The following is a 14,771-nucleotide window of genomic DNA, read 5'->3' as shown; positions in this document are numbered from 1 at the left end:
CAATTTTCGTAGAGATATTTTTATGAACGAAATAAACTATAGTTCTTGTAGCACTTGAAATATGTTACCTGAAACGAATTACTAATATGTCTATTCCTAAAACATGCTGCTAGTTACTATACTTTTTCGTATTTGATGTAACAGTAAGGAAATTTCCGTTGTTGGCAGTGTACTGAAAAAAGTTACACGAAATATTGACTTAGTGGATCTGCGATCGCATCTTCGAATATACTTCGCTTTCCGTGGGCGAGTGGTGAGCCTCCTTGGACTGGCGTCCTTCGGGGTCTCACCGATCTCTTACTTCCCACAGGAGTCTTCGTATATTCGAAGATGCTAGGTTGAAGTGGAAATAATATTTTTTAGAACCTACCGCTTTTTCAGTGATATACTAGCGCGATCCAGGTCTTACCTATGTTCGTCCTACCCCAGAAGTCGACTGGTAGCAGCGAAAAATCCCTTAATAAATGGATTTGATGGCAATTCTTAGTTCAGTCCTTGTTATAGTGTATACAACAGCAGTGAAGAAAAAACGCCGATGCACTAGCAACTGAAAAAGGATAGATATTAAAAATTTCACTTTCGCACATCAATCCAGCATCATCGAATTCACGAGACTCCTGTGGGAACAGCGCGAGCTGAAGATCTAAGCAGGAAAGCGGTTTTTGCTTATCCGAGGAAGCTGAAGCCGTGCCCACGGAAAGCGAAGTGAATTCGATGATGCGATCGCAGATCCTCTTAATTTGTACTTCATGTAACTTTTTTAATTTCCTTCGGAATGATTCTGTACAGCTATAGAAGTAATCCGAAAGTTAATTCACAGTATAGAGATATTGAAAAACTACTACATCAGATTGCGGGCTAAGTCTAATGTTTTTGAGCACCTGCATTTTTCAGTCTGCGAAAGTTGAGTTAGTTAATTAGTATGTTTATTTTTCTATGCTTAAGCTCTCATCGTTGACAGTATAACTATAATTTCCATATAATTCTTATCATGTAGAGAATATATACAATCAAAAGAGCACAATAAGGAGATGAAGAAAATGAAGAATCAACAAACAGAAAATATCAAAACTATAAATAAAACTCCTATTGTTGCGGTGCTTCTAACTGGCGCATTTGTCGCTATTTTAAACCAGCTATTACTAGCTACAGCAATTCCACACATTATGGAAGATTTAAATTTAACTGAGAATACTGCTCAGTGGGTTACAACTATTTTCATGCTGGTAAATGGTATTATGATACCAATCACAGCATTTTTAATTGAAACATTTACTACTCGCAGATTGTTCTTGACAGCTATGGCTGTATTTTCTGTTGGTACGCTTGTTTGTGCGCTTTCACCAAATTTCGCAGTGTTAATGATAGGAAGAATTATTCAGGCTGCTGGGGCAGGTATTATGCTCCCGTTGATGATGACTATATTTATTTTGATTTTTCCAGTTGAAAAACGCGGATCTGCAATGGGAATGGTTGGTCTTGTCATATCATTCGCGCCTGCAATTGGACCAACTCTTTCAGGTTGGGTAATACAGCATTATCCATGGAGATATTTATTTTACATAATTCTTCCAATCGCAATAATCGATATTGTAATCGCCTATTTTGTCATGAAAAACGTGACAACCAGAACATTTCCTAAGGTAGATTATTTATCAATTGTTCTATCCACAATTGGCTTCGGTGGGCTGTTGTATGGATTCAGCAGTGCAGGGAATTACGGATGGTCAAGTATTTATGTCATCGCATCCTTAATTATTGGTTCGATTTCACTGGCCAGTTTTATAACACGGCAATTTAAGCTTAAACAGCCTATCTTAGAATTTCGCGTGTTTAAATACAAAGTCTTCACCATTACAACCATAATAGGGATGGTTGCATTCATTGCGCTTATTGGTGCGGAAACTATTTTGCCAATATACATGCAGAACATGGCTGGATTCACTGCACTTGAATCTGGAATAATGATTATGCCTGGCGCATTATTAATGGGATTTATGTCTCCAATTACGGGGAGAATTTTTGATAGAATTGGGGCGCGCTGGTTAGTTATAATAGGAATGACAATTGTTACGGTTACTACTTTTCTCTTTACTGATTTAACGGCAACTACATCATTAACCTATTTAACGATTGTTTTTGCCATTAGGATGCTTGGTATCTCAATGGTTATGATGCCTGCTACAACTGCTGGTCTTAATCAATTACCAAACAGACTTATTCCCCATGGATCTGCGATGAACAACACGATGCGTCAAGTTGCAGCATCTATTGGAACTGCAATTCTCATTACGGTAATGACTGCTGCAGCATTGGATAATGGTGAGACTAGCGGGGCAATACATGGAGTAAACATTGCGTTTTATGTTACAACTGGTATATCATTTATTGCTTTAGTATTGTCATTTCTTATAAAAAGTACAACACCAGCACAAGAGCGAGAGGCAATGGCACGTGCTGAAGAAAATGGTTGAAATAAAATTTATGTATAATATCAATTTCTTTTCAAAAGCTAGTTGCAAATGGAAAGGAGTTTTAATAAATGTCAGGAAAGCCAAAAGGTCCGAAGCAGAAGGACGAACCAAACTTACCAAAAAGCCCAAATCAGCCGTACGGTGAACCTTTAAGTGGCTCACACAAAGTTAAAAATAAAAATCACTCAAGGCAAAATAAGAATACGTCCCATGATATGTAAGTTTTAAAAAAGACAGTTTTTAACTGTCTTCAGGATGTAGAGAAAGTAGGTGTTTTTTTCTCTACATCCTATTTTTATTGAAAAAATATCATAAAATGCAAAGATTATTTGGGTGAAAATAGACTCCCACACACCTAGCCAAGCTAGGCTAGGTGTGTGGCAATCTTCTTCATGTTTTGGCACGCTGCGGTGAGTAATACTTGTTCACCAGCATTGTGCAATCCTCGTAACCTGCAGTAGCGAAGCCCATGCAGTTGTTTGGAATCTGCAAAGCTTCGCTCTACTTTTTCTTTTCTAAATTTATATAGCATTTTCCCCGAAGGGGAAAGCCGATTCTGTCGTATTTTTTCTTTATGGTCCTCCCAGACGTGCCGCGTAATCACCTTTTGATGGTTTTTTGACCGTGTACATTGATCTAGTAGAGGACACATTACACAATTTTGAGGGTTTGATTTGTACTCTCTGTATCCACCTCGACTTGTTGTACTGTAAGGCAATACCTCTCCATTCGGACAAACGTAACGATCTTGTGCTTTATTATATTCAAATTTCCATTTTGGAAACAAACCTTTTGTTGGATGATATCTTCTATGTGCTATTACACCAAAAATATTTCGATCTGATATGCCTTTACAAATAGGTGTCGTTAGATACCCCGAATCCAACGCAACAGCCTCAACATTAAAACCAAATCGCTTAATTTGACGATCTAAACGACTAAGATAGGGGCGAGAATCGTGAAAGTTTCCTGGTGTGACAAACGCATCGGTAATAATATTAAATTTCATATCTGTCGTGCGGTGATCAAGGTAACAAAACATTTCCTGTTTTTGATCCCGAGACATGAATCCACTATCGGGATCCGTTGTGCTTTTACGAATATCTTTTGTTTTTTTCACTTCCTCCCGTTTTTTTAACGGCTTTTTTCCGTGTTCCTCTCGATCATCTTCGATTGCTTCGTTTAGATCTTCTATGTAGTCTCGAGTTTCCACTTCAACAGTTTCTTTTGTGAATTTATGTTTATTTGCATTGGCTTTTAGGTGAGTTGAGTCAGTAAACAACACCCTTCCACCAACCATTCGATGGTTCATAGCTTGAAGCACAATCTCATCGAATATTTCTTGGAAAATATCTGTATCCTTAAACCGAGTACGTCGATTCCAACTAATCGTAGAATGATGAGGAACTGAGTCACTTAACCGTAAGCCAAGAAACCAACGATAAGCAATGTTCATTTGAATCTCTTTTTCCAATTGACGTTCGGAACGAATTCCATAAAAATATCCGATGAACATCATCTTGAATAATATAAGAGGATCTAAAGAAGGACGACCGTTTACTTCGCTATAATAAGGTTTTACTTTATCTACGATAAAACTAAAATCAATATACTTGTCAATTTTCCGAAGGAGATGGTTTTGTGGTACAAGCTCTTCAATGGAAACAAATTCTACTTCACTTTGAGTACTATTTCGAGTATGAAACACATTGATCACCGCCTATTTAAGTTACTTATATTATAACAAATTAACGCGGTAAAGGGATAAAGTGAATCAAAAAAAATAGACTGCCGAGAGAGTTTCTCGACAGCCTGAAGACAGTTTTTAACTGTCTTTTTTATTATGTTATGCTTTAAAATGGAGTGTGAAAAATAGGGGGATAATGAAATGAAGGATAAAAAGCTTGTAGGTTTACCGCCAATAATTTCTGAGGAACCCAAGGTTTTAATTGTCGGTTCCATGCCAAGTTCACTTTCATTGAAAAGCCAAGAGTACTATGGGAATCCTCGTAACCACTTTTGGGATATTCTATTTGAACTGTTCACTAAAAAACCAATAAATGATTATCAGGAAAAGATCAGTTTTATCAAACAAAATCATCTCATTCTTTGGGACGTTATAGGTTCTTGTTATAGAGAGGGAAGTCTTGACAGCAATATTACTATGGAAGAACCAAATGACATCACTGGCCTTTTGGAGAAGAATCCCACCATCCGTGCTATTGCTTGTAATGGCACTAAATCGTTTCAAATATTAAAGAGAAATGGATATGTGAGTAAAGAGCATGATATCACGGTTCTTAAACTTCCTTCAACTAGTCCAATTCCGGGTAAATATACAAAGTCGTTTTCTGGAAAAGTCAAAGCCTGGAGCCAAATAATGGATTATCTGGATGATGCGTAATGAAATGGTTTCTGTAGTATCTCAAATTACACATTATTATTCTAAAAAGAAAAATGCCTGGAGAATTCTCCAGGCATTTTTTAAGCAGATAAGAAAGTATAAATCCTTTCTTACTGCATAAGTGAAACTAAGTCTTTCGCCATTAAGGCTAGGCGAGACGAGACACCAAGTTTTCTAATGATTATTTTACTTTAATGACTATTTTCCCTTTGGCATGATGTGTTTCACTTAATTTGTGAGCATCCTGTAAACCTTCTTGACTTAACGGAAAGGTATGGTCAACAATCGGTTTAACTTGTTCTTTTTTGATTAAATTACCAAGCTCAGCAAGTTGTTTGCCATCTGGTTCCAACCAGTGAAAACCTGCTTTTAGATTTTTTGACTGGGCAGCTTTCTCATCTGGCGGTTGTACAATTGATACTAGTTTGCCGCCTTCTTTCAATACTTGAAAGCTTTTCTCCTGAACTTCTCCACCAAGTGTATCTAATACAATATCGTAGTCTTTTAGAACGTTTACAAAATCTTCTTCTTCATAATTAATAAAAGTATCTACGCCAAGTTCCTTTAAGAATTCTTCATTTTTACCGCTGGCAGTAGATGCAACGTGTGCTCCGAAGCTTTTGGCAATTTGAATTGCAAAGGTTCCCACTCCGCCGGATCCGGCATGAATTAATACTTTGTCATCCTCTTTTATTTCAGAAAAATCAACAAGACATTGCCAAGCAGTCAGCCCAGCTAACGGTACAGAGGAAGCTTCTTCAAACGATAAGTTTTCTGGCATTTTCGCCAGCAGCTCCTCATCGACTGCTGTATACTCTGCATACGTGCCTTCTCTGGTAAGTGCTGGTCTTGCAAATACGCGATCACCAATTTGGAAATTGGTTACGGCTGAACCTACTTCACTTATAATACCGGCAACATCCCATCCTAATGTAATTGGGAATTCAAGTGGAAGGTTTTCTTTTAGATACCCCTCACGTAACTTCCAGTCAATCGGGTTAATTGATGTTGCATGAACTTCAATTAATACTTGATTGTCGTTTATTTCAGGAACGCTTACTTCTTTTTCTGTTAGCTTATTAAGTGAGCCATATTCTTCAATGACAATTGCTTTCATTTTTAATTACCTACTTTCTGTGTATACTGAGTTGAAAAAGGGTAACGTTTAAAACGTAACCATATGTAAAATGGTAAAGCACTAGATAGGATTTTCCTAATAATTTGTTTAAACCACAAAAAAGCTAGTTAAAAAACGCAATAATTGTCGAATGTTGCTGAAAAGTGTGAATTTTTATAGTATAATGATAGTGAAAAAATAATTTTTTATGCGTAAGGGAATTATGAAATACCTTGATATGAATATAATTTGCAGGTTGTTCTTGACTGAAAATTAGTGAAGTATGCAGTTGTTTTTTTATAAGGGAAGGAATAGAATAAAAAAGTGAGGCGGAAAAGGGGGGCCGTAAGCTGCAACTTACGACCCAGACAGATTTCCGCAGGTGTGACGGCTTCAAATATTGGGATTTGAAAAAAGTAATTGTCCAGTCAAAAACGGGGAATTACTTTTTTTCTTTGCTGTTCACAATCAACAACACAAGCGTCGAAAACATCAGCATCAACTCAAGAGCTTTGTCAATTGGTATCACACGCTTCATCCCCTTTCCTTAAGGGGTTAAGCCGCCAATGTAAGAGAATTTTATCTCTTGCATCTACTTTTGAAGTCCACCTGGACGGACCTGTCCTCACCATTATACAATATCATTTTTAATAAATGTTGTAATAGGAAAAAAATGGTACAATGTTCACAGAAATCAGTAAATTTGAAAAGCTAATTAGAATTACGTTATTTAATAGAAATGTGTTTACTTCGATCATGTTTATACTTTTGATAAAAACTGATCATGGGTTCAATTGTATCCTTCAAATCAGGGCACGTTATACCTGTTCCCTCTAAATCCTCAACAGCTTTTGAACTATCATAAGAAGAATGAATAGAGAAGTAATCCATAGCTTCTTTTTCAACTTGCAGCCACTTTCGAACAAATGATAATGATAAGGATTGTTTTGCGAGTGAAAGTGGAAGTTGTCCGCTTGGCGTTTTGTTAAGATAGCGCTCAGCAATGATCTTATGTATTTCTCGCATCGTATATGGATTTGGGTCAGTTAAATGATACGTTTTACCTTCCCCAACAGATTTCATTGATAGATAGCTTGTTGCTTTTAGTACATAATCTGAAGGTACAAAATTGCCTTCCGCTTCCCCTTCACCAAGATAGGGGATAACAGGCAGAAACTTTAGATGTTCCATAAAATTAAGTATGAAATAGATGCCGTCAAACTTGATTGTTTCTCCAGTTTTCGAATGTCCTTTAACAACTCCCGGTCGAATAATAGTTGTTGGTATAACAGTTTTTAATTTTTCGACCAACACCTCTGCTTCATATTTAGTCTTTTCATATTGATTCCGGAAAGATTGTTCCATAACTAAATCACTTTCAAAAATTTTCCCTTCACGCCTTCCCGATACGTATGCCGTACTAAAATAGATGTAGCGTTTGAGGTTTAACAAATTTTCCGTCCAGTAATTCACATTAATCGTTCCATTCACATTCACGGTTTGCGCGATTTCTTGTGGAACTGCTAAATCATAAATGGCAGCCAGGTGAAATACGTGGGTAACAGAATTCTTTAAGGCACGATTGATAACAGGTGATAAATTGAGATCAGGTTTTGTAATGTCCCCTTTTATTATGGAAAACAAGTTTTCGGGTAAATCATGTTTAGTAATGAAACCTGTTAAATTATTTTTTGCATCCATTTCTTGTGAGGGTAATACGAGTAGATTAATATGCTTGATTTCGTTTTTATGATCGTTGACCAGCTGCTGAATTAAACTAGAAGCAAGGAACCCCGGATATCCAGTAATAAATAAATTATAATTCACCATAACGCCCCCTAATTGTGTAACTATTTGGTATTATTATAATTGAAAGATTACTAATATAGTAGTGGTTATTATTTTAATACTAGGATGATGTTCTTTTATGAAACGATTTTGGTTTAATTTCGTTCTTTTGAGCCTGCTCATTATTGCTATGACTATCACATCAGTTGACCCAGAAGCATTGCCCTACAGTCTGTTATTCTCAGCATTAGTTTTTGCATTATTTTTTTTGTTATCGACTAGGAAAACTCCATTACTTTTATATATTGGAATTTCAGCGGCTGTTGGCATACATCAAGTTCTCATAGTAGAAACGTACAATATGTTTTCGGTTTTTTTACTTGTTTTCTTAGCGATAACCGCAGCATATAATCTGAACACTAGGCATTTGTACATCTATTTATCAGTAAACTTAATTCTCACCGTTCTTATTAGTGTTGATGCGGATACCATGAGGGTTGGGGCCATTATTTTCACTTTATTTATGTATTTTCTTATCGTGGTTATCAATCAGATGATTATGGAACGAAAAGAGGTTGGAGAGATATACGATAAACTCAGTAGTGAATACCGTCAATTAAAGAGACTGAATTTACGTACAGAGGAAGCTGCCAGGATAGAAGAACGTACAAAAATTGCACGAGACATTCATGATTCGGTCGGACATCGGTTAACAGCTTTAATTATGAAGTTGGAAATGCTGGACATACAAAATCCTGATGTTGTTTTTCATGATTTAAAGAAAATGGCCAATGATAGTCTTTCAGAGACTAGAGAAGCAGTTAAAGCATTGAAAACGGAAGAGTATGAAGGTATATCGACTGTTGTTCACTTAATCCGGAAACTGGAGGCGGAAAGTCATATACTCGTTCAATTTACCATGAAACAAGGAGTATTGTCCCTTACGCTTTCAAATGAAAAAAGCGTCGTACTCTACAGAACAATACAAGAGGCGCTTACCAATGCGATGCGGCATGCACAAGCAAGAGAAGTACATATTGTATTAGGGAAAACAGCAAATGGAAATATTTCATTTGAGATATCAAACCGTCAGTTCGAAGAGAAAGATTACAAACTTGGCTTTGGTTTACGTAACATGAATGAAAGAGTATTACAGGTGAATGGAAAATTAGATGTTTATCAAACAGAAAAGAAATTTGTAGTAAGTGGAACAATTCCGAGTGAGGAGCGTTTATGATGTGGAAAGTTTTGCTGGTGGAGGACCAGGTAATTGTGAGACAGGGATTAAAAGTTATATTAGAACAGGATACGTCCATTACAGTAAAATACGAAGCAAATAATGGAAAGGAAGCACTGGATATTTTAGAAAACCATTTAATCGATTTTGTCATTATGGATGTTAGAATGCCAGTAATGAATGGTATTGAAGCAACAAGGATAATCAAAAACCGGTGGCCCGAGGTGAAGATACTTATATTGACTACTTTTAATGATGATGAGTACGCTTTAGAGGCGTTAAAAGAAGGAGCAAATGGTTTTCTGCTAAAAACTGCTGAGTCAGCTAAATTATTGGATGCAGTCTACAGTTGTATGAGTGGTGGTTTAGTACTTAACGATGAAGTTGCAGCAAAGGTAATGCCACGACTTTTGCAGCAAAGTAAGCTGCAACCAGTTGAATATAGTTTATCCTCCCGAGAGTTGATGATCACAAAACTGGTAGGAGAAGGCCTGGCTAACAGAGAAATAGCTGAGAAACTCTTTTTATCTGTAGGTACTGTGAAAAATCATCTAACCCAGATTCTACAAAAAACAGGCTTAAGAGATCGTACTCAGTTGGCTATTTACGCTGTGAAGCATGATATTGAGTGAATAAAAAAATGTGTACAATTGCGTCCTTTAACCGAGGGCGCTTTTCTAATGACTCAAGTCACGTTTTATCGTGTGATAAAGTGACTTTAGACAGTATTCTGACGATGTGATGTATCGTAAAATGGGATTAGAGGAGGCTGGAAAATGCTTGAATTAGTAGATATTTCAAAGAGGTACAAACAGCTTTACGCAGTGAAAAATTTAAATATGTTCATTGAGAAAGGTGAAATTGTCGGATTGCTAGGTCCTAATGGAGCAGGTAAGTCCACTGCAATTTCAATGCTTTCATCATTAATTGAACCCACTACAGGAGATGTCAGATTCAATAACAGCAGTATCATTAAAAGTCCCGCACCTCTTCGGAACGTGATAGGAATGGTGCCGCAGGAGATCGCAATTTATCCGGATTTGACCGCTGAAGAAAACCTTCAGTTCTTTGGGAGAATCTACCGCTTGAAGGGCACTGATTTAAAAAGAAAGATAGAAGAAGTCTTAGATTTAGTTGGTCTGACTGAGCATCGAAAAGGTGTTGCTAAAAAATTCTCAGGTGGTATGAAACGACGGTTAAATATCGGTGTAGCTCTGTTGCATAATCCTGATTTACTCATCATGGATGAACCTACTGTTGGGATTGATCCTCAGTCCAGAAATTATATTTTGGAAACAGTTAAACGACTAAACAAAGAAAAGCAGATGACTATATTGTATACCAGTCATTACATGGAAGAAGTGGAATTTCTTTGTGATCGGATTTACATTATGGATAAAGGAAATCTGATAGCTTCAGGAACGAAGGAAGAAATTAAACAAATTTTATCCTCTGAAAAGACTATTCTAATTAAAGCAGAACGATTAAATGATGCGTTTATACAATCTCTTCAGCACGACCCAAGAATTAGCCGTGTAACAACTAAAGAGAAAGAAGTTAGCGTGATTGTTCCTTCAGAATTGAATATTTTCAGCAGTATTCTAAAGCTTGCTGAAGAAACAGAAATTGTACTGCAGTCGGTGGACATCCAAACTTCCACTCTTGAGGATGTTTTTCTGCATCTTACCGGGCGGGCACTGAGGGACTAGGAGGGATAAAGTTGATATTACAAATTATTAAAAAACAATTATTTATATTTCTGCGTAATCCTCAATTATTATTGTTGTTAATAGGCTTACCGATTATTTTAAGTGCGATATTAGGTGCATCCCTTGGTAATTTAATGAATGGCGGGTCTGTTTCATTGGATGCAAAAGTAGTTATTATTGAACATGGAAATGAAGCTGATCAAGTTGAAAAATTTTTGCAGGATGTAGAAAAAAGTCAAATACCTGAAGAAATACAGTTTGCTATAAAGAATAACGCAGAGCAATACAAACTAATAGAATCGTTAAAGGATATAGTAGGAAGTGAAGGACTTAAAGAAATAATCACACTTGAAACAGTAGCGGAATCGGAAAAAGAAGCAATTTTAAAGGATGATTCATATGCTGCCGTATTAGAAATCCCGGAAAATTTCACGTATAACACTTTACAGAACGCCATACTAAACCAGGATGAAGCTGGAGAATTAAAACTGTATAAGAATGAAGGTAAACAAGTTGGTGCGACGGTAATCAGTGAAATTGTTGAGCAATTCCAGCAACAATTAGCACTATTGAGTTTCTCAGTGGAAAATGGATTAAGCAGTGAGGCAATTCAAGTGGATACAAATGCCATTTTAGGTGAATCGACTACCATTGACCAGAAGAAACCTATTTCCGCCCGGGACTATTATGCGGTAGGTATGGCAGTAATGAATGTGCTTTTTGTTGCATCTATGATTGGATCTTTTGCCTTTCAGGAGAAAAAAATTCATGTTTTTAACCGTGTTATACTAGCTAATATTTCAAGGTGGGTATATTTTAGCGGTATTTTCATTTCAGGGGTTATTTTCGGATTTTTACATCTGCTGATAGTTTTCGGCGCCTCATGGATTTTATTTGGAATTGGATGGCCTAATTTGTTGGGGTTTTTTATTGTAACCTTTGGCTTAGCGATAGCTGTTGGTGGACTATCTGTACTTTTGACAGCTATCAGTTTTCGCATAAATTCAGAGATCATTACAAATTATTTTTCTTCAGTAGTAGTTTCGATTATCGCATTTTTGGGAGGAAGCTTCTTTCCGATTGGTGATTTCTCAAAAATCATTCAATCAATTGGAAACCTAACTCCGAATGGTGCTGGGATGTCAGCCTATTTAGCACTTTTACGGGGCGATGATATCCCTGTGATTTTAGACCAATTCTTCTTTCTCTCTTTATTTGCCTTAGTATTAGTAATTATTGCGGGTCTAAGTTTCCCAAAAAGGGGTTATACGTTATGATTGGAATTTTACTAGCTAAAATCAGACTTTTTGTACGCAGTCCGTGGCCCTTTTTAGTCATGACCTTAATGTCAATTGGATTCGCATTTATTTTAGGTGGAAGTACGTCGAATGTTATCAACGTTCCCGTTTATCTAGAAGACGATAACATGCAGGAATCAGAAGTTTGGAGGCAACTGGAAAATTCGGACGTATACAATTTTCAAATGCTAACAAAAGATGAAATGAAGCAGAAAGTATCAAATGGAAAAGCAGATTTTGGTTTAATTCTTGAGCAGAATGACTTCCGGATATTTGTAGGAATAGAATCGCCAACTATTAATTTTGTTCGGCAAACTGTCCATGAAGCATATATGAATGTAGAACAACTGGATTTAATCTATTCGGAAGCAAATGCAACAACATTCGAAGCAGAAGAGTCATTGAAGAAAAAGCTAGAAAGCGCAAAAGAAAATCCGCCTTTTATAATGAGTACGGAAGGATTTCGTGGATCAGATACCGTTATTTTGAATAACACCTTTCAAACGTTGTTTGGCTTTACACTATTTTTTGTTATCTATACAGTCGCCTACAACGTACTAAATATTTTAGTGGAAAAACAAGACGGAGTATGGGATAGAGTGATTTTATCACCAGTAAAAAAATGGGAAATGTACGTTGCTAATTTAATTTACAGCTTTATAACCGGCTATCTGCAGGTTTGTATTGTATTTCTTGTATTCAAATACTTCGTGGGAGTAAATTTTAACGGTAGATTTATAGAATCTTTAATACTGGTAGGTTCGTATGTATTTTCCATCGTGGCTTTAGCGATTTTAATTACTGGGGTAGTAAAAACTGTTCAGCAATTTAATGCAATAATTCCCATTATCGCTGTCAGTATGGCAATGATTGGCGGAGCTTATTGGCCGCTCGAAGTAGTAGAGTCAAAATTCATGCAGCTTTTATCAAAGTTTACTCCAGTCACATATGGGATGGATATGTTAAATGGCGTGGTTGTATATGGGTATCAAATAAGTGATGTGCTTTACCCAGTTAGTATATTAATTTTAATGGGAGTAGTAATGACTGGTATAGGAATTCATTTAATGGAGAGAAGGCATGTGTGACGATTTTTTTAAACATGATAAAATGGTATTAATCATACTATAAAGGAGATGTACCATGCGCATAAACGAAGAAGCACGAGAAGAGTTATATAGCGAAGTAAACAATTTGACTGATGAGGAGATCAATAAAAAACCTGCTGATAATCAGTGGTCAATTAAACAGGTTATGGAACATTTATTTTTAATGGAAGCAGCTATTACGAAAACAATTATTAATCAATTGGAAAAAGGAGATTTGGTTAACCCGAGTTTAAAGCCTATTGAAGCATCAACTAATCGTTCAACAAAGGTCGATGCGCCAGATTTTGCGGTACCGAATGAAGAATTTACAACACTTGAACAATTAAAAATGAAACTGACTGCTACACATCAGGGGTTAATTAAGGTCGCAGAAAATGTGAATACTGATGAACTGGAAGCAAAAGGTTTTAACCATCCTGTATTTGGTCTAATGAGTTTAAAACAATGGATTCCTTTTGTTGGATATCACGAAAAGCGACATATATTACAAATTAAAGAAGTAAAGGAAAAGCTTGGTCTATAATTACACTATTTTAATAGTCGCAAGGAACCCATGTGCTTTATAGTGTAAAGAAATACCAGGGGTATATAAGCAGAAATTAGCCATGCTTTCCTGTATACTAGATATAGCATCATGAAGAAGGGGGATCTTTGTGAAGAAAAATAAGATTATAAAACTATTAATCGGAATACTTAGTATTCTGCTAATCATAAATATTGCTGCTAGTTTTTATTTCTATAATCTGGCAATTGAACGTAATACAAAAGATTTCTTACAAGGTAACGATGACCTGGAAGTTTCGGCTGAAGCAATGAAAGTGTTTACGCAAGGAGACTGGCATGATTGGGTGAACAAACAGAACTTCGAGCAATGGGAGATCACATCGTTTGATGATTTAAAACTGAATGCGTATTTTCTGCCAGCTGAAGAACCTACGAATAAAACGGTAATCCTGGCTCATGGATACTTAGGTAATGGTCTTGATATGGGATTATACGGACAATATTACTACGAGGAACTTGGCTATAATATATTAATGCCTGATGCGCGTGGTCACGGCCAAAGCGAAGGTGATTATATAGGTTTTGGCTGGCATGATCGACTGGACTATGTAAAATGGGTTGACCTCGCGGTAGAAAAGCTTGGGGATGAAAACCAAATCGTACTTCACGGCGTCTCAATGGGTGCAGCAACAATGCTGATGGCAAGTGGTGAAGATCTTCCGGATAATGTGAAAGCTATTGTTTCTGATAGCGCTTATAGCAGTGTTGAAAATCTCTTTGGCTATCAAATGGATCGGATGTATCATTTACCAAAATTTCCATTTTTAACTAGCACCAGTATTTTAACCGATATTAAGGCAGGATACTCTTTCAAAGAGGCATCTGCATTGAAACAGGTAAAAAAGACTGACATCCCTATACTATACTTTCATGGAGAAGCGGATACGTTTGTACCTACTAAAATGGCGTATAAACTTAAGGAAAACACTCCAAGTCCGTCCGAAATTATGACTATTGAAAACGCTGGTCATGGTGAAGGGTTTGTAGTTGAAAAAAAAGCATACGTGGAAAAGCTTGATCAGTTTTTAAATAGATTTGTAGAATAAGGTATCAATTCATTGCTAATCAAAT

Annotated in this window: 13 protein-coding genes; 10 read left to right on the top strand and 3 right to left on the bottom strand. The window is 36.5% G+C overall.

Annotated features, from left to right (window positions below; genetic code table 11):
- The first annotated feature begins 1,040 nt into the window (after positions 1–1,040).
- Both VBD025_RS17905 and VBD025_RS17900 read left to right on the top strand, forming a co-directional pair.
- Positions 1,041–2,474, top strand: coding sequence for an MDR family MFS transporter (locus VBD025_RS17905; RefSeq protein ID WP_430787989.1), 1,434 nt, complete (start codon positions 1,041–1,043; stop codon positions 2,472–2,474).
- Positions 2,475–2,542: 68 nt separating this feature from the next.
- The gene (locus tag VBD025_RS17900; RefSeq protein ID WP_430787987.1) at positions 2,543–2,695 is read left to right on the top strand and encodes a small acid-soluble spore protein P; all 153 of its coding nucleotides are present in this window, start codon (positions 2,543–2,545) and stop codon (positions 2,693–2,695) included.
- A 143-nt stretch (positions 2,696–2,838) separates the two neighbouring features.
- On the opposite strand, the gene VBD025_RS17895 is transcribed toward VBD025_RS17900, so the two are convergent.
- Complete coding sequence (locus tag VBD025_RS17895; RefSeq protein ID WP_430791358.1) at positions 2,839–4,188, bottom strand: IS1182 family transposase; 1,350 nt, start codon at positions 4,186–4,188, stop codon at positions 2,839–2,841.
- 174 nt (positions 4,189–4,362) lie between these two features.
- Between VBD025_RS17895 and VBD025_RS17890 the strand changes: the two genes are divergently transcribed.
- Positions 4,363–4,878 (top strand): DNA-deoxyinosine glycosylase, encoded by a 516-nt coding sequence (locus VBD025_RS17890; protein ID WP_430787985.1) that lies wholly within the window; start codon positions 4,363–4,365, stop codon positions 4,876–4,878.
- 181 nt (positions 4,879–5,059) lie between these two features.
- Here VBD025_RS17890 and VBD025_RS17885 read toward each other — a convergent pair whose 3' ends face one another.
- Positions 5,060–5,995 (bottom strand): NADP-dependent oxidoreductase, encoded by a 936-nt coding sequence (locus VBD025_RS17885; RefSeq protein WP_430787983.1) that lies wholly within the window; start codon positions 5,993–5,995, stop codon positions 5,060–5,062.
- Positions 5,996–6,721: 726 nt separating this feature from the next.
- Positions 6,722–7,825 (bottom strand): SDR family oxidoreductase, encoded by a 1,104-nt coding sequence (locus VBD025_RS17880; protein WP_430787981.1) that lies wholly within the window; start codon positions 7,823–7,825, stop codon positions 6,722–6,724.
- Between the two features lie 97 nt (positions 7,826–7,922).
- Between VBD025_RS17880 and VBD025_RS17875 the strand changes: the two genes are divergently transcribed.
- The 7 genes from VBD025_RS17875 to VBD025_RS17845 all read left to right on the top strand — a co-directional run bounded on the left by VBD025_RS17875 (position 7,923) and on the right by VBD025_RS17845 (position 14,746).
- Complete coding sequence (locus VBD025_RS17875) at positions 7,923–9,020, top strand: sensor histidine kinase (protein WP_430787979.1); 1,098 nt, start codon at positions 7,923–7,925, stop codon at positions 9,018–9,020.
- Positions 9,020–9,652 carry a response regulator transcription factor gene (locus VBD025_RS17870; RefSeq protein WP_430791484.1) on the top strand — a complete coding sequence of 211 codons (633 nt, stop codon included), beginning with the start codon at positions 9,020–9,022 and terminating at the stop codon, positions 9,650–9,652. The genes VBD025_RS17875 and VBD025_RS17870 overlap by 1 nt, the downstream gene beginning before the upstream one ends.
- Before the next feature lie 144 nt (positions 9,653–9,796).
- Complete coding sequence (locus VBD025_RS17865) at positions 9,797–10,729, top strand: ABC transporter ATP-binding protein (protein WP_430787977.1); 933 nt, start codon at positions 9,797–9,799, stop codon at positions 10,727–10,729.
- Positions 10,730–10,740: 11 nt separating this feature from the next.
- Entirely contained in the window at positions 10,741–12,006 is a 1,266-nt protein-coding gene (locus VBD025_RS17860; RefSeq protein ID WP_430787975.1) for an ABC transporter permease, read from the top strand.
- Positions 12,003–13,115, top strand: coding sequence for an ABC transporter permease (locus VBD025_RS17855; RefSeq protein WP_430787973.1), 1,113 nt, complete (start codon positions 12,003–12,005; stop codon positions 13,113–13,115). Before VBD025_RS17860 ends, VBD025_RS17855 begins: the two co-directional genes overlap by 4 nt.
- Positions 13,116–13,170: 55 nt before the next feature.
- A complete protein-coding gene (locus VBD025_RS17850; RefSeq protein WP_430787971.1) occupies positions 13,171–13,659 on the top strand; it encodes a DinB family protein in 489 nt (162 codons plus the stop codon).
- Between the two features lie 130 nt (positions 13,660–13,789).
- Complete coding sequence (locus tag VBD025_RS17845) at positions 13,790–14,746, top strand: alpha/beta hydrolase (protein ID WP_430787969.1); 957 nt, start codon at positions 13,790–13,792, stop codon at positions 14,744–14,746.
- Positions 14,747–14,771: the final 25 nt, after the last annotated feature.

The organism is Virgibacillus flavescens, assembly GCF_050574275.1.
Lineage (GTDB): Bacteria > Bacillota > Bacilli > Bacillales > Amphibacillaceae > Virgibacillus_F > Virgibacillus_F flavescens.
Note: the sequence above shows the minus strand (reverse complement) of the source record. Positions and strands in the feature narration are given on the sequence as shown.

Bases quoted from the DNA above. Each gene is read 5' to 3' on its own strand.
- VBD025_RS17880 (WP_430787981.1), bottom strand. From the start codon at position 7,825: ATGGTGAATTATAATTTATTTATTACTGGATATCCGGGGTTCCTTGCT.
- VBD025_RS17870 (WP_430791484.1), top strand. From the start codon at position 9,020: ATGTGGAAAGTTTTGCTGGTGGAGGACCAGGTAATTGTGAGACAGGGA.
- VBD025_RS17905 (WP_430787989.1), top strand. From the start codon at position 1,041: ATGAAGAATCAACAAACAGAAAATATCAAAACTATAAATAAAACTCCT.
- VBD025_RS17875 (WP_430787979.1), top strand. From the start codon at position 7,923: ATGAAACGATTTTGGTTTAATTTCGTTCTTTTGAGCCTGCTCATTATT.
- VBD025_RS17900 (WP_430787987.1), top strand. From the start codon at position 2,543: ATGTCAGGAAAGCCAAAAGGTCCGAAGCAGAAGGACGAACCAAACTTA.
- VBD025_RS17890 (WP_430787985.1), top strand. From the start codon at position 4,363: ATGAAGGATAAAAAGCTTGTAGGTTTACCGCCAATAATTTCTGAGGAA.
- VBD025_RS17885 (WP_430787983.1), bottom strand. From the start codon at position 5,995: ATGAAAGCAATTGTCATTGAAGAATATGGCTCACTTAATAAGCTAACA.
- VBD025_RS17855 (WP_430787973.1), top strand. From the start codon at position 12,003: ATGATTGGAATTTTACTAGCTAAAATCAGACTTTTTGTACGCAGTCCG.
- VBD025_RS17850 (WP_430787971.1), top strand. From the start codon at position 13,171: ATGCGCATAAACGAAGAAGCACGAGAAGAGTTATATAGCGAAGTAAAC.
- VBD025_RS17865 (WP_430787977.1), top strand. From the start codon at position 9,797: ATGCTTGAATTAGTAGATATTTCAAAGAGGTACAAACAGCTTTACGCA.